29 protein-coding genes, 1 tRNA gene and 1 pseudogene are annotated in these 23,823 nt (G+C 33.3%); 26 read left to right on the forward strand and 5 right to left on the reverse strand.

Annotated elements, in window-relative coordinates:
- Positions 1 to 6 precede the first annotated feature (6 nt).
- From ADIWIN_RS07185 to ADIWIN_RS21800, 17 genes are all read left to right on the forward strand, one after another.
- Complete coding sequence (locus tag ADIWIN_RS07185) at positions 7 to 621, forward strand: arsenate-mycothiol transferase ArsC (RefSeq protein ID WP_020894374.1); 615 nt, start codon at positions 7 to 9, stop codon at positions 619 to 621.
- Positions 622 to 626: 5 nt separating this feature from the next.
- Positions 627 to 1,679, forward strand: a complete 1,053-nt coding sequence (gene arsB / locus ADIWIN_RS07190; RefSeq protein WP_020894375.1) for an ACR3 family arsenite efflux transporter — start codon at positions 627 to 629, stop codon at positions 1,677 to 1,679.
- 95 nt (positions 1,680 to 1,774) lie between these two features.
- Positions 1,775 to 2,419 (forward strand): TetR family transcriptional regulator C-terminal domain-containing protein, encoded by a 645-nt coding sequence (locus ADIWIN_RS07195; protein ID WP_020894376.1) that lies wholly within the window; start codon positions 1,775 to 1,777, stop codon positions 2,417 to 2,419.
- 11 nt (positions 2,420 to 2,430) lie between these two features.
- Positions 2,431 to 3,741 (forward strand): ABC1 kinase family protein, encoded by a 1,311-nt coding sequence (locus tag ADIWIN_RS07200; RefSeq protein WP_020894377.1) that lies wholly within the window; start codon positions 2,431 to 2,433, stop codon positions 3,739 to 3,741.
- A gap of 14 nt (positions 3,742 to 3,755) precedes the next feature.
- A complete protein-coding gene (locus ADIWIN_RS07205) occupies positions 3,756 to 5,198 on the forward strand; it encodes an SDR family oxidoreductase (protein ID WP_020894378.1) in 1,443 nt (480 codons plus the stop codon).
- A gap of 220 nt (positions 5,199 to 5,418) precedes the next feature.
- On the forward strand, positions 5,419 to 5,850 hold the full coding sequence (locus ADIWIN_RS07210) for a hypothetical protein (RefSeq protein ID WP_020894379.1): 432 nt from the start codon (positions 5,419 to 5,421) through the stop codon (positions 5,848 to 5,850).
- A complete protein-coding gene (locus ADIWIN_RS07215; RefSeq protein ID WP_020894380.1) occupies positions 5,847 to 6,119 on the forward strand; it encodes a TIGR03643 family protein in 273 nt (90 codons plus the stop codon). Before ADIWIN_RS07210 ends, ADIWIN_RS07215 begins: the two co-directional genes overlap by 4 nt.
- Before the next feature lie 55 nt (positions 6,120 to 6,174).
- The gene (gene folE, locus ADIWIN_RS07220; RefSeq protein WP_020894381.1) at positions 6,175 to 6,858 is read left to right on the forward strand and encodes a GTP cyclohydrolase I FolE; all 684 of its coding nucleotides are present in this window, start codon (positions 6,175 to 6,177) and stop codon (positions 6,856 to 6,858) included.
- Positions 6,859 to 6,861: 3 nt separating this feature from the next.
- Entirely contained in the window at positions 6,862 to 7,092 is a 231-nt protein-coding gene (locus ADIWIN_RS07225; protein ID WP_020894382.1) for a hypothetical protein, read from the forward strand.
- A 6-nt stretch (positions 7,093 to 7,098) separates the two neighbouring features.
- Entirely contained in the window at positions 7,099 to 7,785 is a 687-nt protein-coding gene (locus ADIWIN_RS07230) for an SDR family NAD(P)-dependent oxidoreductase (protein ID WP_020894383.1), read from the forward strand.
- A 49-nt stretch (positions 7,786 to 7,834) separates the two neighbouring features.
- Positions 7,835 to 8,323 (forward strand): glutathione peroxidase, encoded by a 489-nt coding sequence (locus tag ADIWIN_RS07235; protein WP_051155429.1) that lies wholly within the window; start codon positions 7,835 to 7,837, stop codon positions 8,321 to 8,323.
- Positions 8,324 to 8,391: 68 nt separating this feature from the next.
- The gene (locus tag ADIWIN_RS21795) at positions 8,392 to 8,493 is read left to right on the forward strand and encodes a Lacal_2735 family protein (protein WP_316929638.1); all 102 of its coding nucleotides are present in this window, start codon (positions 8,392 to 8,394) and stop codon (positions 8,491 to 8,493) included.
- Between the two features lie 7 nt (positions 8,494 to 8,500).
- Entirely contained in the window at positions 8,501 to 8,965 is a 465-nt protein-coding gene (locus ADIWIN_RS07245) for a TspO/MBR family protein (protein WP_040756694.1), read from the forward strand.
- A gap of 98 nt (positions 8,966 to 9,063) precedes the next feature.
- On the forward strand, positions 9,064 to 9,534 hold the full coding sequence (locus ADIWIN_RS07250) for an SRPBCC family protein (protein ID WP_020894386.1): 471 nt from the start codon (positions 9,064 to 9,066) through the stop codon (positions 9,532 to 9,534).
- A 122-nt stretch (positions 9,535 to 9,656) separates the two neighbouring features.
- Entirely contained in the window at positions 9,657 to 10,961 is a 1,305-nt protein-coding gene (locus ADIWIN_RS07255) for a cryptochrome/photolyase family protein (protein WP_020894387.1), read from the forward strand.
- Between the two features lie 234 nt (positions 10,962 to 11,195).
- Positions 11,196 to 11,441 (forward strand): SnoaL-like domain-containing protein, encoded by a 246-nt coding sequence (locus ADIWIN_RS07260; RefSeq protein WP_020894388.1) that lies wholly within the window; start codon positions 11,196 to 11,198, stop codon positions 11,439 to 11,441.
- A gap of 1 nt (position 11,442) precedes the next feature.
- Complete coding sequence (locus ADIWIN_RS21800) at positions 11,443 to 11,550, forward strand: SnoaL-like domain-containing protein (protein WP_316929639.1); 108 nt, start codon at positions 11,443 to 11,445, stop codon at positions 11,548 to 11,550.
- Between the two features lie 173 nt (positions 11,551 to 11,723).
- Here ADIWIN_RS21800 and murA read toward each other — a convergent pair whose 3' ends face one another.
- The 3 genes from murA to ADIWIN_RS07275 all read right to left on the reverse strand — a co-directional run bounded on the left by murA (position 11,724) and on the right by ADIWIN_RS07275 (position 14,090).
- On the reverse strand, positions 11,724 to 13,040 hold the full coding sequence (murA, locus tag ADIWIN_RS07265) for a UDP-N-acetylglucosamine 1-carboxyvinyltransferase (RefSeq protein ID WP_020894389.1): 1,317 nt from the start codon (positions 13,038 to 13,040) through the stop codon (positions 11,724 to 11,726).
- A gap of 6 nt (positions 13,041 to 13,046) precedes the next feature.
- Positions 13,047 to 13,706 (reverse strand): DUF4290 domain-containing protein, encoded by a 660-nt coding sequence (locus ADIWIN_RS07270; RefSeq protein ID WP_020894390.1) that lies wholly within the window; start codon positions 13,704 to 13,706, stop codon positions 13,047 to 13,049.
- A 90-nt stretch (positions 13,707 to 13,796) separates the two neighbouring features.
- Positions 13,797 to 14,090, reverse strand: coding sequence for a DUF493 family protein (locus tag ADIWIN_RS07275; protein WP_020894391.1), 294 nt, complete (start codon positions 14,088 to 14,090; stop codon positions 13,797 to 13,799).
- Positions 14,091 to 14,168: 78 nt separating this feature from the next.
- On the opposite strand from ADIWIN_RS07275, the pseudogene ADIWIN_RS07280 reads away from it, so the two are divergent.
- The 5 genes and pseudogenes from ADIWIN_RS07280 to ADIWIN_RS07300 all read left to right on the forward strand — a co-directional run bounded on the left by ADIWIN_RS07280 (position 14,169) and on the right by ADIWIN_RS07300 (position 18,879).
- Positions 14,169 to 14,712, forward strand: a pseudogene (locus ADIWIN_RS07280) (AAA family ATPase).
- The gene (locus tag ADIWIN_RS07285; RefSeq protein WP_020894393.1) at positions 14,712 to 16,607 is read left to right on the forward strand and encodes a RecQ family ATP-dependent DNA helicase; all 1,896 of its coding nucleotides are present in this window, start codon (positions 14,712 to 14,714) and stop codon (positions 16,605 to 16,607) included. The pseudogene ADIWIN_RS07280 and the gene ADIWIN_RS07285 overlap by 1 nt, the downstream one beginning before the upstream one ends.
- Positions 16,604 to 17,563 carry a methionyl-tRNA formyltransferase gene (gene fmt / locus ADIWIN_RS07290; RefSeq protein WP_040756695.1) on the forward strand — a complete coding sequence of 320 codons (960 nt, stop codon included), beginning with the start codon at positions 16,604 to 16,606 and terminating at the stop codon, positions 17,561 to 17,563. Before ADIWIN_RS07285 ends, fmt begins: the two co-directional genes overlap by 4 nt.
- Before the next feature lie 196 nt (positions 17,564 to 17,759).
- Positions 17,760 to 18,032, forward strand: coding sequence for an HU family DNA-binding protein (locus ADIWIN_RS07295; RefSeq protein ID WP_020894395.1), 273 nt, complete (start codon positions 17,760 to 17,762; stop codon positions 18,030 to 18,032).
- 292 nt (positions 18,033 to 18,324) lie between these two features.
- Positions 18,325 to 18,879, forward strand: coding sequence for a YqgE/AlgH family protein (locus ADIWIN_RS07300; protein ID WP_020894396.1), 555 nt, complete (start codon positions 18,325 to 18,327; stop codon positions 18,877 to 18,879).
- Positions 18,880 to 19,339: 460 nt separating this feature from the next.
- Here the strand turns inward: ADIWIN_RS07300 and ADIWIN_RS07305 are convergent, their stop codons facing one another.
- Positions 19,340 to 20,194 carry an aminotransferase class IV gene (locus ADIWIN_RS07305; protein ID WP_020894397.1) on the reverse strand — a complete coding sequence of 285 codons (855 nt, stop codon included), beginning with the start codon at positions 20,192 to 20,194 and terminating at the stop codon, positions 19,340 to 19,342.
- Positions 20,195 to 20,350: 156 nt separating this feature from the next.
- A complete protein-coding gene (locus ADIWIN_RS07310) occupies positions 20,351 to 20,743 on the reverse strand; it encodes an START-like domain-containing protein (protein ID WP_020894398.1) in 393 nt (130 codons plus the stop codon).
- A gap of 179 nt (positions 20,744 to 20,922) precedes the next feature.
- On the opposite strand from ADIWIN_RS07310, the gene ADIWIN_RS07315 reads away from it, so the two are divergent.
- The 4 genes from ADIWIN_RS07315 to ADIWIN_RS07330 all read left to right on the forward strand — a co-directional run bounded on the left by ADIWIN_RS07315 (position 20,923) and on the right by ADIWIN_RS07330 (position 23,673).
- Positions 20,923 to 20,996, forward strand: a tRNA-Met gene (locus ADIWIN_RS07315).
- Positions 20,997 to 21,726: 730 nt separating this feature from the next.
- On the forward strand, positions 21,727 to 22,083 hold the full coding sequence (locus ADIWIN_RS07320) for a hypothetical protein (protein WP_040756713.1): 357 nt from the start codon (positions 21,727 to 21,729) through the stop codon (positions 22,081 to 22,083).
- A gap of 164 nt (positions 22,084 to 22,247) precedes the next feature.
- Positions 22,248 to 22,700 carry a ferritin-like domain-containing protein gene (locus ADIWIN_RS07325; RefSeq protein ID WP_020894400.1) on the forward strand — a complete coding sequence of 151 codons (453 nt, stop codon included), beginning with the start codon at positions 22,248 to 22,250 and terminating at the stop codon, positions 22,698 to 22,700.
- Between the two features lie 124 nt (positions 22,701 to 22,824).
- Positions 22,825 to 23,673 (forward strand): SDR family oxidoreductase, encoded by an 849-nt coding sequence (locus tag ADIWIN_RS07330; RefSeq protein WP_040756714.1) that lies wholly within the window; start codon positions 22,825 to 22,827, stop codon positions 23,671 to 23,673.
- The last annotated feature ends 150 nt before the right edge of the window (positions 23,674 to 23,823 follow it).

The raw sequence follows: 23,823 nt of genomic DNA on the forward strand, positions 1-23,823 counted from the left end.
AATATCATGCTGTACCAACCAATTAGTAACCAAATAGATCAATTACAAAGTGATGCTATTTCAGAAGACCGTAAAGCGATTTTACAACCACTCATCGCGTACATTCAACTTAAGACTACTGAAAACAAAGCTGTTAATTTGAATTTTATTTGTACTCATAATTCGCGTCGTAGCCATTTGTCTCAAGTCTGGGCGCAGGCCATGGCATCTTATTTTGAAATAAAAAATGTGTTTTGTTACTCAGGAGGGACAGAAGCTACAGCATTATTTCCTGTTGTTGCTAAAACACTTGAAAATACAGGGTTTCAGATCGAAACACTTTCTAATGGGAGCAATCCGGTTTACAGTATTAAATATGCAAAAAATGCACATCCTGTTATTGGATTTTCAAAAACGTTTGATGATGAATTTAATCCGACTTCAGAATTTGCGGCCATAATGACCTGCTCTAGTGCAGATCAAGGTTGTCCTTTTATTGGTGGTGCTGAAAAACGCCTTCCAATTACTTATGACGACCCTAAAGCCTTTGATGACACTCCACAGCAATTGGAAAAGTATAATGAGCGTAGCCTTCAAATTGCTGCAGAATTGAAATATGTGTTTTCTAACATCACAAAATAATAACTATGTCTGCAATCAAGAAAAAATTAAGCTTTTTAGATAACTATCTTACGTTATGGATTTTTATCGCCATGGCAATTGGCGTTGGTATTGGCTTTTTTGTACCATCATTTCCAGAGCTCGTTGAATCTTATAGTAGCGGAACGACTAATATTCCAATCGCAATTGGACTCATATTAATGATGTATCCTCCATTGGCCAAAGTCAATTATGCCTTACTCCCTAAAGTATTTAAGGATGTAAAAGTCTTATCTATATCTTTGGTTTTAAATTGGATTATTGGTCCTGTGTTAATGTTTGTTTTAGCGATTACATTTTTACGAGATTACCCTGAATACATGGTTGGTTTAATATTAATTGGCTTGGCTCGTTGTATTGCTATGGTTCTAGTTTGGAATGATTTAGCAGAAGGCAGTAGCGAATATGGTGCAGGATTGGTAGCCTTAAATAGTATTTTTCAAGTCTTTGCTTATAGTTTCTACGCTTACTTATTTATTACTGTACTTCCACCCTATTTTGGTTTCGAAGGTGCTATTGTAGATATTTCTATTGCAACCATTGCAGAAAGTGTGGCGATCTATTTAGGTATTCCATTTTTATTGGGTATTCTGTCGCGTTTAATTTTGGTAAAACTTAAAGGTGAAGATTGGTACACCAAAAAATTTATACCTACCATTTCACCAATGACTTTAATCGCATTGTTATTCACCATCGTAGTTATGTTTTCATTAAAAGGTGAATTGATTGTAGAGATACCAATGGATGTCTTAATTATTGCAGTACCGTTATTAATCTATTTTGCATTGATGTTTATTATTGGATTTTTTGTTAGTAAAGCTATGGGAACAACTTACGACAAAACTGCAGCTATTGCTTTTACAGCTGCTGGTAACAATTTTGAACTAGCTATTGCAGTGGCTATTGCGGTCTTCGGGTTAAACTCAGGACAAGCATTTGCAGGAGTCGTTGGCCCATTAGTAGAAGTACCTGCTTTAATACTTTTGGTAAGGGTTTCTTTTTGGCTAAGGAAAAAATACTATTTACCTAAAAAAGCATAACCCATAATTTTTTTCTTGAAGTCTTGTTAAAGTTTGTTTAACTTTACGTTAAAATAATTAAACATAACGTATCTTTACATTGTAAATCAATTACAATGGCAAAAAAGAAAAATACAACACAAGACGACCTTATCTCATACTATATGGATTATGTATTGACACATAACCATAAACCAAACTCTGTCTACGCTTTTGCGAAAGACAATAATTTTGAAGAACAAAAATTCTATGAATATTTTAGCTCTTTTGAAATTTTAGAACAATCTATATTTAAAATATTTTTTGATCATACTGTTGCAATATTAGAGAAAAGCGAGGATTATCAATCTTTTGATGCACGTAATAAACTGCTCAGTTTTTACTACACGTTTTTTGAGATATTAACGGCCAATAGAAGCTATGTTGTACAAGCCTTAGGTTCTAATAAAAACCAATTGAAATCTTTAAAAACATTGTCTCATTTAAAGAAGAGTTTTACTAATTACATCGAACACTTAGACATAAAAACAATTGATCTTAAGGAAGAAAAACTTGAAAAATTAAAAAACAGAGGCCTCAAAGAATCTGCTTGGTTTCAATTATTAGTCACGCTTAAATTTTGGCTTGACGACAGTTCTACCTCATTTGAAAAAACAGATGTGTTTATCGAAAAATCAGTTCAGGCGAGTTTCGATTTAATAGATACCACTCCTTTAAAAAGTTTAATTGACTTTGGTAAATTCTTATACAAAGAAAAATAAACTCCAACTAGATGAAAACAATAGACAGTATTCCAATGACTAAAATATCTAGAGCTTCAAAATTAGTTTCAACCGGAGCTAAAGTTGGTGTGAATTATTTAAAATATTACGGAGACAAAATGGTAAACTCAAAAGAAGATGCCAAAGAACGCCTCGATCAAAATAATGCAGAAGATATATACGACAGTCTAAAAACATTAAAAGGTAGTGCGCTTAAAGTCGCACAAATGTTAAGTATGGAAAAAAGCATATTGCCACAGGCTTATGTTGAGAAATTTTCATTATCCCAGTTTTCCGTACCACCATTGTCTCCACCATTAGTCATAAAAACATTTAAAAAATACTTTGGTAAACATCCCGAAGATATCTTTGACACTTTCAATGCAACTTCAGTCAATGCTGCTAGTATAGGACAAGTCCATATCGCAGAGAAGAATGGGAAAAAATTTGCTGTGAAAATCCAATATCCTGGAGTTGCAGAAAGTATCGCGTCAGATTTAGCTTTGGTAAAACCTATTGCTATTAAAATGTTTAATATCAAAGGAAAAGACTCCGATAAATATTTTAAAGAAGTTGAAAATAAACTTACCGAAGAAACCAATTACATCTTAGAAATTGCCCAGAGTAAAGAAATTGCGGAAGCTTGTAAACACATTCCTAATTTAAAATTTCCTAACTACTACGAAGAGTTTTCATCTGAACGTATTATCACTATGGATTTTATGACAGGCGAACACCTTTCGGAATTTACAGCATATAATACAGACCAAGACAAATCCAATAAGTTAGGTCAGGCTTTATGGGATTTTTATATGTACCAAATTCATAAGTTGAGAAAAGTACATGCAGATCCGCATCCAGGAAACTTTTTAATCTCTAAAGAAGCCAATCTTATTGCACTAGATTTTGGCTGTATGAAGATGATTCCTGATGATTTTTACGTTCCTTATTTTGAATTAGCAGACAAAGCATGTATTGAAAACCCAAAACGGTTTACCGAGAAACTTTATGAGCTCGAAATTTTAAGAAAAGACGATTCTGAAGAAGAAATTAAATTCTTTAGTGCGATGTTTCATGAGTTGTTGAGTCTTTTTACAAAACCATTTCATGTTGAAGAATTCGACTTTTCAAATCCTGAATTCTTTAATCAAATTTCAGATATGGGCCAACGTTACTCTAAAAGTACAGAACTTAGAAATATGAATGGCAACAGAGGATCTAAGCACTTTATTTATATAAATAGAACATTCTTTGGATTGTACAATTTAATGTTCGATCTTAAAGCTGAAAACGTACAAATAAATAATTTTAAAAATCTTTAATTAAATATATATAATTGAAAATACTCATCTCAGGCACCACAGGCTATATCGCGAGACGATTAGCGTTACAACTTCTTGAAGACAACCACGAGTTGGTGTGCTGTGTGCGAGATTTAAATCGTATTCCTGACGAAATTGAAGATAATCCACTGTGTTCATTTATAAAAGTTGATTTTCTGAAACCAGAATCTGCTGAGATTCCAAAAGATATAGATGCAGCCTATTATTTAATTCATTCGATGTCTACAGGTTCTGAAGATTTTGAAGATTTAGAACGCCTATGTGCACAAAACTTTAAAAATCTTGTAGAACCAACGCACTGTAAACAAGTTATTTATTTAAGCGGTATCGTAAATGACACCTCACTTTCTAAACACTTAAAATCGCGATTGCAAGTAGAAAACACTTTAAAATCTGGGCGTTATGCACTCACAACGTTTAGAGCCGGAATAATAGTTGGTAGCGGAAGTGCGTCTTTTGAAATTATAAGAGACATCGTAGAAAAGTTACCATTTATGATTACACCCAAATGGCTAAATACAAAAACGCAGCCTTTAGCGATACGCGATGTGCTCAACTTTTTGGCAGGTGGTTTAGGTAAAGAAGAATTATACAACGGTGCTTTTGACATTTATGGTCCTGAGATATTAACCTATAAAGAAATGCTACTTCAATTTGCTGAAGTCAGAGGATTAAAACGATATATTGTAACACTTCCTGTATTAACACCAAAACTATCATCGTATTGGTTATATTTTGTAACCTCTACATCGTTTCAACTGGCAGCTGCTTTAGTAGATAGTATGAAGGTTGAAGTTATTGGTAAACCGAGTAAAATTAATGAAATCATTGGTATTAAACCCATGGATTATAAAACGGCTGTGGATTTAGCGTTTCAAAAAACAGAACAAAATGCCGTGATATCCAGCTGGAAAGATGCCGTAAGTAGTGGACGCTTTAAAGATCAATTATCCAAACATATAGAGTTACCGCAATTTGGGTGCTTTACAGATGAAAGGCAAAAGCCTGTCATTGATGAAAATTTTACTTTAGATAAAATATGGGCTATTGGCGGTAGAAACGGCTGGTATAGCTTTAATGGCCTCTGGAAAATTAGAGGCTATATGGATAAACTTTTTGGTGGTGTAGGTTTAAGACGGGGGCGCACAAGCAATACCTATTTAGAAGCCGGTGACGCCTTAGATTTTTGGCGTGTTTTATACGCGAGTAAAGAAGAAAAAAGACTTCTACTTTTTGCAGAAATGCGCTTACCTGGTGAAGCTTGGTTAGAATTTAAAATCGTTAAAGGCCAATTACACCAAACTGCCGTATTTAGACCTAAAGGTATTTGGGGACGATTGTATTGGTATTCTGTATTACCGTTTCATGCCTTTGTTTTTAATGGAATGATTAACGCCTTGGTAAAAAATAAAATGCCTAAAGAAGAAAAATCTTAAACGTCTTAGTGAGGTTCTTTCGAACATAAAAACGGTTCCAGAAGTTGTAAGTGAAAGTTATAGACTATTAAAACGACTTACTATACAAGACAGAACGTGAATGCTAAAAAGTGATTAGCCACCCAACGCTTACAAAATGAATTTTATACTCATAATTATCTGTTAATTTTTGTTTAGCAATATAATTAAATGCTTAAACATTTTGTATATTTGAGAAGCTATGATATTAAACACTACACATTCTAATACTGAACATAAAGAAATTATTGCAGACTTAGTTGGCAGTTCTTTTAGTTTGGTACAGAAGTTGACAATGAATGGTGTAGATTCTAAACGAATGATTATTGACAAAGTGAGTCCAAACCTGCAATCCATAATGAATGTAGTTTCGGATAATAATTATGGATATATTGAGTTGAGACCTAAAGGAATTCTAATAAGAATTAATAAAAGACTCAAAAAATTTACTTGGGTTATTCCTTATTACCATCTCGTTATATATAAAATCAATGGGTCTAGTATACATGCACAAGGAAAATTTGTGCATTTTAGAGCTGACAAAACTTTTAAAGAAAACAAGACGTTTTTTGACAAGTTAATAGACGAAAAAGTAAAGTATGATATGCTTTACGCAATGCCTCAAGAACTATGAATTTAGAACTTAATGACATTGACAGAATTATTGAAATGGCATGGGAAGATCGAACACCATTTGATGCTATTACGTTTCAATTCAAATTAAAAGAACAAGAGGTTATTAATTTAATGCGAAAAGAATTAAAACCAAGTAGCTTTAGATTGTGGCGAACAAGAGTTCAAGGCAGAGCGACTAAACACAGTAAAAAAAGAACGTTTGACGAAGGCAGATTTAAATGCTCTAGACAAAGAACAATAACAAATAACTCTATTTCAAAACGTTAACACGTGCTTTGATTTAAGTTTGGAGTACTTAAAGACAGCACATTAAAAAGATTCTATGATTACAGAAAAAATTTCCAAAACAAATGGTCATAAACTCAGTATTGATGAGATAGGCGACGACCATTTATTTTCAGGTTTAGACACACCTATGAAAGCTAGTGCTTTCGAAATGTCTGATACAGAGAAAAAAGAACGTATTTCAATTTTATTTTCAGAAATTATGGATGTCTTGGGTCTCGATTTAACAGACGACTCGTTACAAGGCACACCAGATCGCGTTGCAAAAATGTATATTGAAGAAATATTTTCTGGTTTAGACCCTAAAAATAAGCCTAAAGTCGCGCTTTTTGATAATAAATATCAATATAATCAGATGTTAGTAGAAAAAAATATTACCTTCTACTCAAATTGTGAGCATCATTTTGTGCCAATCATTGGAAAAGCACATATCGCTTACAAATCATCTGGAAAAGTAATTGGACTTTCAAAATTAAACCGAATAGTTCAATATTATGCAAAACGTCCGCAAGTACAAGAACGTTTAACAAACCAGATTGCAAACGAACTTAAAACAGTTTTAGAAACTGAAGATGTTGCTGTAATTATAGACGCAAAACACTTATGTGTATCGTCTAGAGGTATCCAAGACGACACATCAACAACGGTAACAACATATTACGGAGGCGAATTTAATAATGCTTCAAAAATTTTAGAATTACAAAATTATATAAACAATTAAACTATGGAAACAGTAGAAAAAGCTATAGAATTTGAAAACAGAAAGTTTTCATTTAAAACTACAAGTGACAGAATTATGGCAGCTAGAGAGGCAAAAGATCTTATTCTAGAAGTCAACGAATTATACAAGGAAAAGAAAGATGCCAAGTTAATGGACTTAATGAAACGTCTAACAGTTATAAAGCAAAAAATTGAAAAACGCTTAAAGGGACGACCTTTAACTGCTACCTCATAATAATTTATGAAGCGATTAATAGTAATTGGAGGAAGCAAGGGTATTGGCAAGGCAATTGTCATAGCTTTGCTTTCTTTTTATGATGAAATTATAAACATTAGCAGAACAGCACCAGAAGAATCGCATCCTAACTTAAAACATTACAGTTGCGACATTCTAACAGATGACTTACCAGAAATAGATAAAGCCGATGGCTTAGTGTATTGTCCTGGAAGCATCAATCTTAAACCAATTAATCGTTTAACTGTAGACGATTTCAAAAATGATTTTGAAATCAATGTCATTGGCGCTGTTAAAGCGATTCAGAAATACATACCAGCTTTAAAAAATGGAACACACCCCTCAATTGTACTTTTTAGTACAGTTGCAGCTAAACTCGGTATGCCTTTTCATGCTAGTGTAGCGGCTTCTAAATCTGCAGTTGAAGGCTTAACAAAATCCTTAGGCGCAGAATTAGCACCTCTAATAAGAGTTAATGCCATTGCACCAACAGTTACAGATACAGAGTTAGCTTCAAAATTATTACGTAACGAACGTATGGTTGAAAATATGAATGAGCGACATCCGCTTAAGAAATATTTACAACCAGAAGAAGTCGCAGGTATGGCGGCATTTTTATTGTCTGAAAAAGCAGCATCGCTATCAGGTCAAATATTTGAAATGGATTGTGGCATTGTAAGTTTCAAATTGTAGAATTCGCTTTACTTAAAGCCACTAGATTTATCATTAACACCTTAACAAAATGATGACGACAGCAATACAACCACTTTACGATATAAAAATTAACAGCTTACAAGGAAATCCAATAGATTTACAACAATTTCAAGGCAAAAAAATCCTATTTGTAAATGTCGCTTCCAAATGCGGATTTACATCACAATATAGAGATTTACAAAATTTACAAGACACCTACAAAGACACATTAATTATTATTGGTGTGCCTTGTAATCAGTTTGGAAAACAAGAACCGGGAGACGCTAGCGAAATACAAGAGTTTTGCGAAATCAATTATGGTATCACATTTTTAATTACTGAAAAGATAGAGGTTAAAGGAGAAAATCAACACCCTTTATATGCTTGGTTGACTCAGAAATCTAACAACGGTAAACAGAACTCTACTGTGAAGTGGAATTTCCAGAAATATTTAATAGACGAAAATGGTGAATTTTTAAATTACTACTACTCTATTACAAGCCCTACGAGTTCTAGACTATTAAAATATTTAAAATAGATTGTTATGTTCGGATTATTTAAAAAACATCGGAGGTCCAAAAACTTCAAAAGCAATATGAAAAACTTATGGCAGAATATCATAAGCTTTCTACAAGTAACAGAGCTAAAAGCGACAAAAAATATGCTGAAGCTCAATTAATAGCTGATAAAATTGATACATTAAAATAATCATAAGTTGAAAAAAATATATCTTTTCATACTGTTTCTAATTATCAATTTTGGCGGACTTGCGCTTGGAAGTTGGTTTATGGGTGATGCCATTACAGGAGCGTGGTATTCTAATTTAAACAAAGCACCTTGGACACCTCCAGGCTGGGTTTTTGGCGCGACTTGGACGCTTATAATGATTTGTTTTTCGGCATACCTTAGTTATTTATTCACGATTAGAAATTCAAAATTTGTAATAAGTGTTTACGCTATAGCAGTGGTATTGAATATAAGTTGGAATTATCTGTTTTTCAATCAACAACTGCCAAACTTAGCTTTTATCAATATCATATTATTAACGCTGGTAATTATTTACTTTTTTATAACGTTTGGAGACGATAGATTAAGTCGATTAAAATACCTATTGCTCCCTTATATTATTTGGCTTTGCATTGCCACGTCTTTAAATGGATATGTTGTTTTTAACAATTAGTTTCGACTTCGCTCAACTACCAATTTTTAGCTTTGCTAACCCTCTTTTTTATGCTTTTATCTACTGAGTCGCCATTCATTTTGAATACATAATATGTTATGAAAATATACACCTTACACAAAAAACAAAAACTTCCTATTTCAGTTGAACAAGCTTGGGAGTTTTTATCTAGTCCAGCTAACTTAAAAGTAATCACGCCGGATTATATGGGGTTTAATATCCTTTCTGGAGCAGACAAACCTATGTTTCCGGGACAAATCATTCAATATATTGTCACGCCAGTTTTAGGCATTAAAACCAAATGGGTTACAGAAATCACGCACGTAAAAGATCTTGAGTATTTTGTAGATGAACAACGTTTTGGACCTTATGCACTTTGGCATCACAAGCATTTTATAAAAGAGATTGAAGGTGGTGTTGAAATGGAAGATATTATTGACTATAAGTTACCAATGGGGATTTTAGGACAACTCGTACATCCGTTTTTAGTGCAACCAAAATTGGAAGAAATATTTAATTATAGAACGACTAAGTTGGAGGAATTGTTTGGGAAATATGTGTCTCGCTAAGGCGCAAAGATTGAAAGTTTCAAAGTTGCAGAGTCACTGAGATTCCAAAAGCAGAATATATTAAGCTACACTTTTTACTTTCCACTAATTGCAAACAACCACAAACTAACAACCAAAGACACATGAGTAAAAAAACAAATATATTTTGGTTTAGAAGAGACTTAAGGTTAGATGATAATCTTGGGTTTTATGAAGCTCTAAGAGGAGAACATCAAGTGCTTCCAATTTTTATTTTCGATACTGAAATATTAGAACGGTTACCTAAAGACGATGCTCGCGTTGCATTTATTCATCAAACGCTTCAAAATATGAGGCAAACATTACAAGATGAACACGACAGTAGCATCGCTTTTTTTCAGGGGAAACCTAAAGCCGTTTTTAAGCAATTAATAGAAGATTATGAGATTGAAACGGTTTATACCAATCACGATTACGAACCGTATGCTACAGAACGTGATACTCAAATTAAAACGCTATTAGAAAAGCATAGTATTGAATTCAAAACATTTAAAGACCAAGTCATTTTCGAAAAAAATGAAGTCGTAAAAAAAGATGGAAATCCGTATTTGGTCTACACCCCGTATATGAAAACTTGGAAAAAACAGTTTCAGACTACTGAGTTAGAAATTTTCTATACCAATTCATATTTAAATAATTTAATTGCACACAGCAGATTACCTAATCTTAGCTTATCAGATATTGGATTTGAAAAATCGAATCAAGAAATTACAGATTATGAGGTCACCCCTACTTTGATTCAGACTTATGAAGCTACGCGAAACTTCCCGGCTAAAGACTCTACATCGCGTTTAGGTCCACATCTGCGTTTTGGAACTGTTAGTATTCGTAAAATGGTAAAAAAAGCAATTGCAGAACAAAATGAAATCTTTTGGCAAGAATTAATCTGGCGCGAATTTTTTATGCAAATCCTTTGGCATTTTCCACATACAACAGACGAGGCCTTTAAACCTAAATACGACCGTATTGAATGGCGTAATAATGAAGATGAGTTTAAAAAATGGTGCGAAGGCCAAACAGGGTATCCCTTAGTAGATGCAGGCATGCGGCAACTAAATAAAACAGGTTTTATGCATAATCGTGTTCGTATGCTTGTTGGTAGTTTTTTATGCAAACATTTATTAATTGATTGGCGTTGGGGAGAAGCCTACTTCGCTGAGAAATTGCACGATTATGATATGGCAAGTAACGTCGGTAACTGGCAATGGACTGCAGGCTGCGGAGTGGATGCTGCTCCATATTTTAGAATTTTTAATCCCACCACTCAGATTCAGAAATTTGACAAAAATCACGATTACATAAAACAATGGGTTCCAGAATATCAGGAACTCACCTATCCACAGCCCATGGTGGATCATAAAGAGGCAAGAGAACGCTGTTTAGAAACCTACAAAACAGCATTGAATTAATCTAATTTTAAAAATAATTCAGTTTAATTACAATAAACCTAAAGAAGTTGCGTTGCTATATATAAGATTGTTAACGTCTTAACTAAAATAACCATTTCAACAAACAATTTTAAAAGCTCTGATTAGTCTTCAGAGCTTTTTTATTTTAATAGGTTAAAGATGCAAAAACCATATTTTATCAAAGACAACAAACTTTTTCTTAACTTTAAAGCACGAATCAATAATTGAAACATTATGAATACTTGGGGAGTTGCAAAAAAATGGAAAGAAATGTGCGAGAAAGGTGAAAATCTAGAATGCATTAACGAGCTTTATGCTGACAACGTTATTAGTAAAGAAATGCCAGGAATCCCTGGAGATGTTGTTACTGGCAAACAAAATGTTTGGAACAAAAGTAAAGCATGGATAGATAGTGTAGAAAATATTCACGCAAGCAGTATCAGTAATCCTCTTGTAGCTGGTAACTTTTTTTACGGCTAAAATGGATTTCGATTGCACTTTTAAAGATAAAGGCAGACAAAAAATACAAGAAATCTGCGTCTATGAGGTTATAGATGGTAAAATAACTAGTGAGCAGTATTTTTATTAGACATAGTGATTCTCCTAATTAAAATAGGTTTTTAAAAATAAGTGTCCGCGGACTAAAACACTGAAATAAAAAATGTAACGCATAAAAAAAGCTTCAAGATGTAACTTGAAGCTTTTAAAATATCTATATGAAACTTTACACCTCGTGCTACGAGTTTCATACTGTAATCTATATTAATTTCCTTCTACGCGCTCAATCTTAGCACCAATGGCTCTTAAGCGTTCATCAATATTTTCGTAACCCCTATCGATTTGTTCAATATTATGAATAGTAGAGGTTCCTTTTGCAGATAATGCAGCAATTAATAAAGAAACACCTGCTCTAATATCTGGAGACGTCATGGTTGTTGCTTTTAATGTCGATTTAAAATCGTGCCCAATAATAGTGGCTCTATGTGGATCACAAAGAATAATCTTTGCTCCCATATCAATCAATTTATCAACAAAAAACAAACGACTTTCAAACATTTTCTGGTGCACAACCGCTTCTCCTCTAGCTTGGGTTAAAACCGTTAAAATAATACTCAATAAATCTGGAGTAAATCCTGGCCATGGTGCATCGGCAATGGTTAAAATAGAACCATCAATAAAGTTTTGCACTTCGTAACCATCAGTATGTGCAGGTATGTGGATATCATCACCTTGACGCTCTACAGTAATTCCTATTTTTCTAAATACGTTAGGAATTTGACCTAAATCATCCCAACTTACATTCGTAATAGTCAATTCACTTTTTGTCATAGCAGCCAAACCAATCCAGCTACCAATTTCAATCATATCTGGTAACATTCTATGTTCTGTTCCACCTAAAACATCAACTCCTTCTATAACTAATAGATTAGAACCAACTCCGGATATTTTAGCTCCCATACGATTCAACATCTTACAAAGTTGTTGTAAATACGGCTCGCAAGCGGCATTATAAATAGTGGTTGTTCCTTCTGCTAAAACAGCAGCCATAACAATATTAGCTGTTCCTGTAACCGAAGCTTCATCTAAAAGCATATAAGCACCTTTTAACTTTTTTGCTTCTACGCCATAGAATAACTCTTCCTTGTTATAACGGAATTTAGCTCCAAGATTAATAAAGCCTTCAAAGTGTGTATCTAAACGACGACGACCAATTTTATCACCACCTGGCTTAGGAATATACCCTTTTCCAAAACGTGCTAATAAAGGGCCTACAATCATAATAGAACCTCTTAGACCTTTACCGTCTTCTTTAAACTCTTCAGATTCTAAATACTTTAAATTGAGGTCATCTGCTTTAAAGGTATAAGACCCTTTACCTAGCTTATTAATTTTAACACCCAATTTTTTTAATAAAGCAATCAGCTTATTAACATCAATAATATCTGGAATGTTATCTATCTTAATTTCTTCTGCAGTTAAAAGCACTGCACATAAGATTTGTAAAGCTTCGTTTTTTGCTCCTTGAGGTTGAATTTTACCTTTTAGTTGGTGACCTCCTTCAATTTTAAATGTACTCATACGTTTTTAGTAACGTTTTCTGTTGTTAGTATATTTTTTCTTATTCGAAGATATATTCTTTTTATTGGTACTGCTTTTACTACCATACTTAGATTTGGTACGCAATAAACTTGTAGAATCACTAAGATCTTCTTCAGTATTCTTTAGATCAATTTTACCATCTGAAAGCTCGAATAAATGCTTGTAAATCACATCATCTTCAACCGTGTCCTTGTTCCAATTAAGGAAACACTTTTTCATGTGGTTAGCAATGGTGTATGTTAGTGCTTCTTTTAAATCTCCATCATCCCAACCTACAGCAACATCGATCATGGTCTTTATATTATTTCCATAAAAACGATATTTCGGGAAATTCTGAGGATATTTTAAAGGCTCTGGTCTGGCTTGTATTTCTTCTTGCGATGGTTCACCATAAGGTGCATCAACATCAATTTCAAAATTTGCCATTATAAATAACTGATCCCATAGCTTGTGTTGAAAATCTGGCACATCTCTTAAATGTGGTTGTAGATTTCCCATTACAGCAATAATCGCCTTAGCTATTTTATTACGTTCTTCTTTGGTTTCGCGAGTCTTAGCGTAATTGATCATCTTTTGTAGATGACGTCCATATTCTGGTATAATTAAATGCTCGCGCTCTGTGTTGTATTCTAAATCGTCAATCAAAATTGTAAAATGTGTGTAGTATATAGTTTTAACCTGAAGTCTCTAGGTTTTGTTGCAAAGTACAAAAAAATACGAAGTTTAAAAGCATTTTTATAAGGAAATTACACCTTCAACATTTTCGGCGACATCCTTATATTTAGCAATGACTGCTTCAGGATTTTTCATATTGACATTAATAGAAACACTAGTGTATTTTCCGTTCTTAGATTCTGTAGTAGTAATAACAGCTCCTAAATTATCAAAAAGCGCCTCTATATGATTCACTCCCGAACCTTCAGAAAGCACAATAAATTTGTATAAATACTCCGATGGCCAAAGGGCTGTATCGTAAAGTTGTGATTTTAATTTTTCGTAAAATTCGTCTGTTTTTTTAGAATTATCCATAATGAAATTTTTCAGTTGTAAAGATACGTTTAACTTTACATTTTTATCTGTTATTTTTACATCAAAAATTTTGCCAATTTGAATCCGAAAAAAGTCGTTATCGCAGGTGGACCAGGAACTGGAAAAACCACAATCATCAATAAATTAAAAGAACGTGAGTTTTTATGCTACGATGAAATCTCTAGGCAAATCACTTTACAAGCCCGAGAAGATGGCATAGAACAACTCTTTTTAACAGAGCCGCTTTTGTTTAGTGAAAAACTTTTAGAAGGCAGAGCTAAACAATTTATTGATGCCGAAAATGAATCTGAAAGCGTTGTTTTTTTAGACAGAGGTTTACCAGATGTTATTGCCTATATGGATTATATTGGAGATACGTATCCTAAGCATTTTGTGGAAACTTGTGAAAGTCATAACTACGATGCTATTTTCATTTTAGCTCCTTGGCAAGAGATTTTTTACAAGTGATAGTGAGCGTTATGAAAATTTTGAAGAAGCTATTGAAATCCACCATCATTTATTGGATACTTATAAGCGTTTTGGATATCATTTAATTGACGTACCTTTTGGAAGTGTAGAATCTAGGGTTGATTTTATTCTAGAGTCCTTAAATTTGCAGTAATGCATCCTATAGAAGTTTTAGAACGGTATTGGCATCATACGTCTTTTAGACCGTTACAAGAAGAGATCATCACTTCGGTTTTAAACCGTGAAGATACCTTTGCCCTTTTACCAACAGGCGGTGGTAAATCGGTTTGTTTTCAAATTCCGGCGCTCATACAAGATGGTATTTGTATTGTTATTTCTCCTTTAGTTGCTTTAATGAAGGATCAAGTGAATACATTAAAAGCAAAAGGCATAAAAGCCATTGCACTAACTTCTGGTATGTCTTATAAAGATCTAGACACACAATTAGATAATTGCATTTACGGTAATTATAAGTTTTTATACCTCTCACCAGAACGTTTACAACAGCCTTTGGTACAAGAACGCATTCAGCAAATGCGTGTAAATCTAATTGCAGTCGATGAAGCGCATTGTATCAGTCAATGGGGAAATGATTTTAGACCCGCTTATAAAAACATTTCTGTATTACGACAAATGCATCCTCATGTTAATTGTATTGCGTTAACAGCAACAGCAAAACATAATGTGGTTGATGATATTGTTGAAAATCTCGATTTTATAAATCCCAAAATTTACAAAGCTTCTTTTGCTAGACCAAATATTGCCTATAACGTTATCCATACAGACGATAAGTTATTTCAGTTAGAGCATATTTTAAAAAAATACGCTGGCTCTTCCATTATATATGTAAGAAATCGCAGAGCTACATCGGATATTCATAATTTTATTAGTGCGAAAGGCCTATCCTCTACATTTTATCATGGAGGTATTACCAATAAAGAAAAGCAAGAACGTTTATATCAATGGACCAATGGTCAGAAGGAAATTATGGTCGCTACGACGGCTTTTGGAATGGGAATTGATAAAGCCAACGTAAAAACCGTTATTCATATTAATTTACCAGAAAGTTTAGAAAGCTATTACCAAGAAGCAGGAAGAGCAGGTAGAAACGGAGAATTAGCACATGCTATTATTTTAAAACAACATGTAGATGAAGATCATCTTCGTAATCAATTTTTAAGCACCTTACCTTCGGTGGCTTTTGTAAAGACGGTTTACAATAAGTTGTGTAACTATTTTCAAATCTCTTATGGTGAAGGCGAAAACACAATGCATCAATTCGATTTTAAATCCTTTTGTAGTCATTATAAACTAAACGCAAGTATTACTTACAATGCGTTACTGTTGTTAGATCGCAATGCCATTATTACACTCACACAGCATTTTAATTTTAGGACTAAAATTCAATTTATCACAACGAATACGGTCTTATTTCAGTACTTAGAAACGCATTTAGATTTAAATATTTTGGTCAAAGTACTATTAAGAACTTATGGTGGTATTTTTGATTATGAAACTAAAGTGAATCTCAGTCTGGTGGTTGATAAAGTGAATCTTCCAGAAAAGCAAGTGATTGCCCAATTGCAACGCTTAGAAAAAGATGAAGTCATTAGTTTACAAATGGCCAATACAGATTCTGAAATCACCTTTTTAAAACCTCGGGAAGATGACATTACTATCAACCCAATTGCAAAAACAATTAAACAACAACACACCCTAAAGCATCAACAAATTGAATCTGTTTTACACTATGTTAAAAATGATTCAATTTGTAGAAGTCAACAGCTCCTACTCTATTTTGGTGAAAAGACGAATAAAACTTGTGGCATATGCTCAGTATGCATAGCTAAAGCTTCAAGTTTAACTACGAATACCAATGAAGCTATTACATTTCAAATTATAAAAGCATTGCAAGATGAAGCGCTATCTTCGCGCCAATTATTACAGCATATTCAATGTTCTGAACAAGTGCTTTTAAAAAGCCTTTCAGAACTTATAGAAGTCAACAAAATAAAATTAACACACGCTAATACTTACACACTTGTATGACAAATAAACGTGATTTACGCATTGTATTTATGGGCACACCCGATTTTGCGGTTGCCACACTAAAAGCACTTATTGATAACGATTATAAGGTTGTTGGAGTTCTTACAGCTCCAGATAGACCCGCAGGACGTGGTCAAAAATTAAGAGCTTCTGCAGTAAAAGAGTTTGCTTTGGAACATCATCTAAATATATTGCAACCCACTAATTTAAAATCAGAAACCTTTCTTGAAGAACTGAAAACTCTAAATGCCAATCTACAAATTATAGTAGCTTTTAGAATGTTACCAAAAGTAGTTTGGCAAATGCCAGAATATGGAACATTCAACCTTCACGCGTCATTACTTCCTCAATATAGAGGAGCAGCTCCAATTCATTGGGCAATTATTAATGGAGAAACTAAAACAGGAGTCACGACCTTTTTTATAGATGAGAAAATAGACACAGGAGCCATCATTCAAAGTGTAGACATACAAATACAACCAACCACAACCGTTGGTGACTTACACGATAAATTAATGGCTATAGGAAGCGAATTGGTTATTAAAACGGTAGCACAAATTGAAACGGATTCGGTAACTACAACAATTCAACCGCAAACCGAAGATTTAAGAACAGCCTATAAACTTAATCGTGACAATTGTAAAATAGATTGGACACAACCAATAGATACGATATATAATAAGATTAGAGGCTTAAATCCTTTTCCGACGGCTTGGTGTTATTTGGATAATGACAAAAACAAACCTGTATCTGTAAAATTATATGGTGTAGAAAAACAAGAAGCGCATCACAAACATGCTTACGGATTTATAATGACTTCTAAAGATGAAGTAAAAGTCGCATGCCAAGGAGGTTACATAAAAATATTAGAAATTCAGCTTCCAGGAAAGCGAAAAATGGAAATAAAATCCTTATTAAATGGGTTTAATTTTTCAGAATCAGCAAAACTGCTGTAAACCCTTATTACCATTGGTTTTACAAAAAGTCCGATGAAATACATTGGCTTTATTAACAAATGCCCTAAGTTATTAACAATAAGCCGTATTTCCCTTGCTATTACTTGCGTAGCTTAATATTCCTAATAATTTTGTGTACGGATTTTAAAGAACTCTTATTTTAGAATCAAAATTTTAACAATTTAAATTTAATATTATGAACAAAACAGATTTAATTAATGGAATGGCAGAGAATGCTGGAATTACTAAGGCAGCTGCTAAAAAAGCATTAGACTCTTTATTAGTTGACATCGAAGGATCTTTACAAAAAGGTAACAGAGTATCTTTAGTCGGGTTTGGTTCTTGGTCAGTTTCAAAAAGAGCTGCAAGAGATGGAAGAAATCCACAGACAGGAAAAACTATAAAGATCAAAGCTAAAAATGTAGTAAAATTTAAGGCAGGTTCTGACTTAAGTAGCGCTGTAAACTAAGACATTTTTTGTTTTACATACATAACCTGCTCATTGAGCAGGTTTTTTTTATGCTTTAATTTAAAAATTTTATAGCACCTAAATTCTACAATGCGGTATAAAAATATCATTACTTTTTTTTCTATATCGCTGTATTCGATTCACATAACGCTATAATTAATAAAATTATAAACTTAGAAAAAGAACATAAAGTCAACATATATAAATAAGACATGCTATAATATTATGCGTATTAGTTGCTTTTTTAACAAAAAAACATAGATTTAGTAATATTAAAACAATAAAAACCAAAATGAACAAGCCCGAAAAAGGCAATTTACTAATTGCCGAGCCATCTATTATCGGTGATATTTCATTTAATCGCGCTGTGATTCTTTTAGCAGATCACAATGCCTCAGGTTCAGTTGGTTTTATTTTAAATAAGCCTTTAAATTATAATCTCAAAGATCTTATAGAAGGTACAGAATCAGAATTCCCTGTTTATAATGGTGGACCAGTAGAACAAGACAACCTTTATTTCATCCATAAATCACCAGAACTCATACCAAATAGCATTGAGATATCTAATGGTATTTTTTGGGGAGGCGATTTTAGTATTGTGTTAAACTTAATTAATAAAGGTAAAATTTCTAGTAATGATATTCGTTTCTTTTTAGGCTATTCTGGTTGGGACGAACAGCAACTAGATAATGAACTAGAGTCTAATGCTTGGTTGATTTCTGAAAACATCTACAATAAAGAAATCATTTCTAAGTCTTGTAATTCTTTTTGGCGCGAAAAAATGTTAGAACTTGGTGGCGATTATAGTATATGGTCTAATGCACCTGAAAATCCTAGTTACAATTGAAGTTGAACTAACTTCCAAATAACGTTTTCCATTCGTAGGACTATGCTACAAAACACAATAATCAAAGATAACAAATCATCAATGAGATATTCCGACAGCGCAGGACTCAACGATTTACAGAGATAACGTGAATTATTAAAGTTGAGATACCAATTCAAGGACATCAAAAATAGACAACACCCCAATTTCGACACAGTCGAAAACCGCAACCTTCAATTATTTAGCGTAAAACATACAGTGAAGCGAAGGAAAGAGTAAAAATCAATGGTAGATTTAATAATAAATGAAACTAATTATATATTAGGGAAACGTCAATATTAACGCAACTACTACCCATCATTTTTACGCCGTAGCAAGCAATTTGTTTAGCTAAATAATTGGAAGTCTCGATCTTTTGGTTCGTTTTACAATAAGGCAAAATGAACAAATAAGAAACAGTTCTAATAGCTGACAAACACCTCTACGATAACAATCGCAACTTAGCATTAAGCTTATTCACTAAACTCTGTGCAAAATCACTATTATAGGCCTTTTTACGGTAGTTTGTAACAGGAATAATCCCTTTAACAACATTAGTGATAAACAACTCGTCTGCTTTTTGAAGTTCAAACGGACTTATAGAAGCTTCTTCTACAACCACATTAACATCTTTTGCCAATAGTTCTAGTATTTGCTTTCTCATAACACCTTTAAGACAACCCTCTTCTAAAGGAGGTGTTTTAATTTTACCATCTTTCATCAAGAATAAATTACCATTTAAAGCTTCAATAACACTTTTATCGGTATTTAATATCAAACAATTATCTAAATCATTTTCTTTAGCATAAATACTTCCAATAACGTTAATAGCCTTATTATTAGATTTTAATCCCGACAATAATCCAGGCGCAACAAAGTAATCTTTATATAAATCGACGACGCAATTGGCTTTAGCATCAATAGTGTAAAACGGGTTATCGTGCGGTTCTGCACCGATATTAAAATGCACCTGAGCCGAATCAGAAGGTAAATACTTACCACCTTCTCCTCTATCTACATTTATCCTAACGCGTGCGGAAGCATGTAATAAATCATTAGCTTCTAGGGTCTTCAGAATTTCGGACTCTAAGAACTCCATAGTAAAATTCATAGGTATATCCATTCTAAGAATTCGCATAGAAGCCATCAATCTAAAATAATGATCTTCCCAAAAGAAGATTTTACCATTAACCACTTTTAGGGTTTCAAAAAGGGCATCACCATATTTATAACCTCTATTTTCAGTGTTGAGTTTAGAATCTGATTGTGAAAGTATTGTACCGTTAAAATTTACCATAAAAAAAACACTCTAAAGTCCTCTCGAGAGGATAACCTTATATAAAATTGTAATAACTATAGTAGTCTCTTTGGAACTATAGCATAGAAAAAAAAATCTCGATTTAGTTTAAAAACTAAATCGAGACAAAGATATGATAGATTATGTTCTTAGCGTTTATGCCGAACCTAAAACTTGTTTTAAGCTAGAGATTTGATTTGCCCAAAGCATTTTTCCTTCTTCAATTTCATCGTCCTCAGCAAAGTCTGTAACCATTAAAGAGACATCTTTTGTGATCTCATCGACCTGTATACGTATCTCAAAATAGCAAGATGCGCCCTCTTCGTCGTCATTTAACCAACGAAACTTAATACGTTCGCCACTTTTCTTACTTAGCAATTTAGCCTGTTCTTCTGAGCCATCCCAGATAAAAGTAAACAATTCCCCACGGGAATTGACGTTGTCGGCAAACCATTCTGATAAGCCTGAAGGTGTTGATATATAGGTATATATTAGGGCTGGTGATGCTTGAATCACAAACTCCATTTCGTATTTTTCTTTATCGTCCATAGTGCATTGTATTATGTGCTCAATATATACAATTATCCTTGAGTTTTAAACTTTAAATTAAAATTATTTTTTTACTTTTTATTGTTTGCTGTCGTAGAAAATGTTTTTATATTTGCAGCCGCAATAACGCACATGTTCAGATTGCTTATTTGATCCTTTATATGTGAATTGCAAATTATGGCGAGGTAGCTCAGTTGGTTAGAGCGTTGGATTCATAACCCAGAGGTCACGAGTTCAAATCTCGTTCTCGCTACAACAGTAAAAGTCTAGCACGGAAGTGCTGGACTTTTTTTATGCGTTGCGCTGAAGCTCGCTTCAAAGCGCAAAAGCATAAAAAAAGTCCAAAGCAATGCCCTAGCATTGCAGACTTTTAATATTGTACAGCTCACCCGCGAAGATTCTATAAATCTAAATAAAACAACTAAGACTTATCTAAAACCTCAAAGCAACGCCCTAGCATTGCAGACTTTTAATATTGTACAGCTCACCCGCGAAAATTCTATAAATCTAATTAAAACAACTAAGACTTACCTAAAAGTCCAAAGCAATGCCCTAGCATTGCGGACTTTTACTATTGTGTAGCTCACCCGCGAAGATTCTATAAATCTAAATAATATAACTAAGACTTACCTAAAAGTCCAAAGCAATGCCCTAGCATTGCAGACTTTTAATATTGTATAACTCACCCGCGAAGATTCAGCAAACCTAAACCGATCAAACACATGAGTTAAATGAAATACCGAATACATTTTTAAATACCAACAACCTCTCCTTCTATAAATTTTCAATCCTTTTTATTAAGTTAACCAATTAAGTATATATAAAGCCTAAATAGGTACAATGAACTTAAACAAAAATCAATATTAGAGTCTTTATATTCTACCATTCAATTATCTATTGCGTTAGAATTTATTTCAAATGAGAAACTCTATTTATCTAATTAGATCTATTTTCGAATGTATAAATTTAAAAACCAAAGCATTATGAAAAATCCAGACTATAGCGATCCAAAAGCGAAGCATGAATTAGACTTCTTAAGTCAATACCAGAAAAAGGGATACACCAATAATTTTAGAGTGGAAGACCATACACTCATAGCATCAGGTGAAGACACAAATTATAAACCTGAGGAAGTGTTCATTGTTGCTGAACATCGCTATGAGGGCATGAGCGATCCTTCAGACCAATCTATTCTTTATGTGATTACAACTGAAAATGATAAAAAAGGAACAATCCTTAATGCTTATGGTCCTTCAGCTGATCTAGACATACACGAATTTATAAATGCCATTCCTGAAAAGAATAAAAGTCATGATGACAGTATCTTAAATATAGAATGATACTAGTCATAACGAAAAAAGCATTTATATATTCATGTCGAATGAATTGAGCAAAAGTCTTATGCAATTCGATTAATAGGGATAAAACGTTATAATTAATTTTAGACTATAAATTAATAACCACAGTGAATAATAAATTAGCACTGTACTAAAACGAAATAATTATGGCACTATTTGATAAAGAAACAGAAGAAAAACTTAACGACCTAATTGAAAAAGCTTACGATGCTGAAAAAGGGTTTAAAAAGGTGGCGGAAAACGTAGACAATCCTAGATTAAAAACATTTTTCCTTAATAAATCTAGAGTGAGAAGTGGTTACGTAAACGAACTAACCGATACGCTTCGAAAAAGCGGTATGGAAGTTACTGAAAGAGATGGAAGTTGGTCGGGTTCGTTACATAGAGCTTGGATAGACACCAAAGCATTCTTTTCTATGGATAATGATGAATCTATGTTAGAAGAGGTTAGAAATGGTGAGAAAACAGCCATTGAAGATTACAATGATATTCTTGACAATTACGAATTAAATCCTACGGTTAGAGCCTTGCTATTAAAGCAAAAAAGTGAGATACAAGCGAGCTACAACAAAGCTGATTATTTAGAGGGTATTCAGTAATTTTTTTTATGAAATTAATTTAGTTGTCAAAGGTTTGATGTACACTTTTAAGTGCTGTACATCAAACCTTTTTTTGAAAAATTAATTGAGAACCTAGTAATGAAATACCATAAATTCAATTATGATGAGTAAACCAAAAAAATTCCCAAATCAAGATCAAGAATTGCCCGGAAAAGAAAGCAAAATGCAACCTCAACCAGAAGTGATCCGAGATGATTATAAAGGAAGTGATAAATTAAAAAATAAAGTCGCACTTATTACTGGTGGCGATAGCGGTATTGGAAGAAGTATTGCAGTCCATTTTGCACGAGAAGGTGCTAATATTGCTATTGTTTATCTCTCAGAGACAGCGGATGCGAATGAAACTAAAGCTTTGGTAGAAAAAGAAAATCAATCGTGCCTATTAATAAAAGCAGATTTACAACATACTGATCAATGTGATAAGGCCATAGAACAGTGTATCCATACATTTGGTAAACTTAACATATTGGTTAATAATGCTGCTGTTCAATTTCCAAAGGACACTATTAAGGATATTTCAATGGATGATTTTAATACGACATTTAAAACCAACATATACCCTTATTTTTATTTGTCAAAAATGGCATTAACACATCTTCAAGAACATGATTGTATCATAAATACAAGTTCGGTTACAGCTTATAGAGGAAGCGAGCATTTAGTAGATTATGCGAGTACTAAAGGGGCAATTGTCAGTTTTACAAGATCGTTATCTAAACAATTGGCGTCATCTAATATTAGAGTCAATGGTGTGGCACCTGGTCCTATATGGACACCATTAATTCCTGCAACTTTTGATGATGTTAGTGATTTTGGTCAAGACACTCCGCTAGGCCGCGCCGGACAACCGAGCGAAGTCGCGCCAGCTTATGTGTTTTTAGCGTCTAAGGATGCAAGTTATATTACAGGACAATTCATCCATGTTAATGGTGGTGAAATTATAGGTGGCTAAGCTATTAGAAAAAAAATGGCACTATCGCTTCTTTTTTTACCTAGAAATCATGTTTGGCTTTCTCCCTAAAATATATTAGACCAGATACATAGTAATAATAATTCATTTTGAATACTCCTGTTAGAAATAGTCTATCATCATCTGGTGTAG

The organism is Winogradskyella psychrotolerans RS-3, from assembly GCF_000427335.1.
GTDB lineage: Bacteria > Bacteroidota > Bacteroidia > Flavobacteriales > Flavobacteriaceae > Winogradskyella > Winogradskyella psychrotolerans.

What these genes read in the sequence shown, in the direction of transcription:
- ADIWIN_RS07305 (WP_020894397.1), bottom strand. Translation starts at nt 20,194, where the DNA reads ATGGTAAATTTTAACGGTACAATACTTTCACAATCAGATTCTAAACTC.
- murA (WP_020894389.1), bottom strand. Translation starts at nt 13,040, where the DNA reads ATGAGTACATTTAAAATTGAAGGAGGTCACCAACTAAAAGGTAAAATT.
- ADIWIN_RS07200 (WP_020894377.1), top strand. Translation starts at nt 2,431, where the DNA reads ATGAAAACAATAGACAGTATTCCAATGACTAAAATATCTAGAGCTTCA.
- ADIWIN_RS21795 (WP_316929638.1), top strand. Translation starts at nt 8,392, where the DNA reads ATGGCAGAATATCATAAGCTTTCTACAAGTAACAGAGCTAAAAGCGAC.
- folE (WP_020894381.1), top strand. Translation starts at nt 6,175, where the DNA reads ATGATTACAGAAAAAATTTCCAAAACAAATGGTCATAAACTCAGTATT.
- ADIWIN_RS07195 (WP_020894376.1), top strand. Translation starts at nt 1,775, where the DNA reads ATGGCAAAAAAGAAAAATACAACACAAGACGACCTTATCTCATACTAT.
- ADIWIN_RS07285 (WP_020894393.1), top strand. Translation starts at nt 14,712, where the DNA reads ATGCATCCTATAGAAGTTTTAGAACGGTATTGGCATCATACGTCTTTT.
- ADIWIN_RS07260 (WP_020894388.1), top strand. Translation starts at nt 11,196, where the DNA reads ATGAATACTTGGGGAGTTGCAAAAAAATGGAAAGAAATGTGCGAGAAA.
- ADIWIN_RS07255 (WP_020894387.1), top strand. Translation starts at nt 9,657, where the DNA reads ATGAGTAAAAAAACAAATATATTTTGGTTTAGAAGAGACTTAAGGTTA.
- ADIWIN_RS07325 (WP_020894400.1), top strand. Translation starts at nt 22,248, where the DNA reads ATGGCACTATTTGATAAAGAAACAGAAGAAAAACTTAACGACCTAATT.
- ADIWIN_RS07275 (WP_020894391.1), bottom strand. Translation starts at nt 14,090, where the DNA reads ATGGATAATTCTAAAAAAACAGACGAATTTTACGAAAAATTAAAATCA.
- ADIWIN_RS07300 (WP_020894396.1), top strand. Translation starts at nt 18,325, where the DNA reads ATGAACAAGCCCGAAAAAGGCAATTTACTAATTGCCGAGCCATCTATT.
- ADIWIN_RS07210 (WP_020894379.1), top strand. Translation starts at nt 5,419, where the DNA reads ATGATATTAAACACTACACATTCTAATACTGAACATAAAGAAATTATT.
- ADIWIN_RS07250 (WP_020894386.1), top strand. Translation starts at nt 9,064, where the DNA reads ATGAAAATATACACCTTACACAAAAAACAAAAACTTCCTATTTCAGTT.
- ADIWIN_RS21800 (WP_316929639.1), top strand. Translation starts at nt 11,443, where the DNA reads ATGGATTTCGATTGCACTTTTAAAGATAAAGGCAGACAAAAAATACAA.
- ADIWIN_RS07330 (WP_040756714.1), top strand. Translation starts at nt 22,825, where the DNA reads ATGAGTAAACCAAAAAAATTCCCAAATCAAGATCAAGAATTGCCCGGA.
- ADIWIN_RS07320 (WP_040756713.1), top strand. Translation starts at nt 21,727, where the DNA reads ATGAAAAATCCAGACTATAGCGATCCAAAAGCGAAGCATGAATTAGAC.
- ADIWIN_RS07185 (WP_020894374.1), top strand. Translation starts at nt 7, where the DNA reads ATGCTGTACCAACCAATTAGTAACCAAATAGATCAATTACAAAGTGAT.
- ADIWIN_RS07230 (WP_020894383.1), top strand. Translation starts at nt 7,099, where the DNA reads ATGAAGCGATTAATAGTAATTGGAGGAAGCAAGGGTATTGGCAAGGCA.
- fmt (WP_040756695.1), top strand. Translation starts at nt 16,604, where the DNA reads ATGACAAATAAACGTGATTTACGCATTGTATTTATGGGCACACCCGAT.
- ADIWIN_RS07225 (WP_020894382.1), top strand. Translation starts at nt 6,862, where the DNA reads ATGGAAACAGTAGAAAAAGCTATAGAATTTGAAAACAGAAAGTTTTCA.
- ADIWIN_RS07235 (WP_051155429.1), top strand. Translation starts at nt 7,835, where the DNA reads ATGATGACGACAGCAATACAACCACTTTACGATATAAAAATTAACAGC.
- ADIWIN_RS07215 (WP_020894380.1), top strand. Translation starts at nt 5,847, where the DNA reads ATGAATTTAGAACTTAATGACATTGACAGAATTATTGAAATGGCATGG.
- arsB (WP_020894375.1), top strand. Translation starts at nt 627, where the DNA reads ATGTCTGCAATCAAGAAAAAATTAAGCTTTTTAGATAACTATCTTACG.
- ADIWIN_RS07310 (WP_020894398.1), bottom strand. Translation starts at nt 20,743, where the DNA reads ATGGACGATAAAGAAAAATACGAAATGGAGTTTGTGATTCAAGCATCA.
- ADIWIN_RS07295 (WP_020894395.1), top strand. Translation starts at nt 17,760, where the DNA reads ATGAACAAAACAGATTTAATTAATGGAATGGCAGAGAATGCTGGAATT.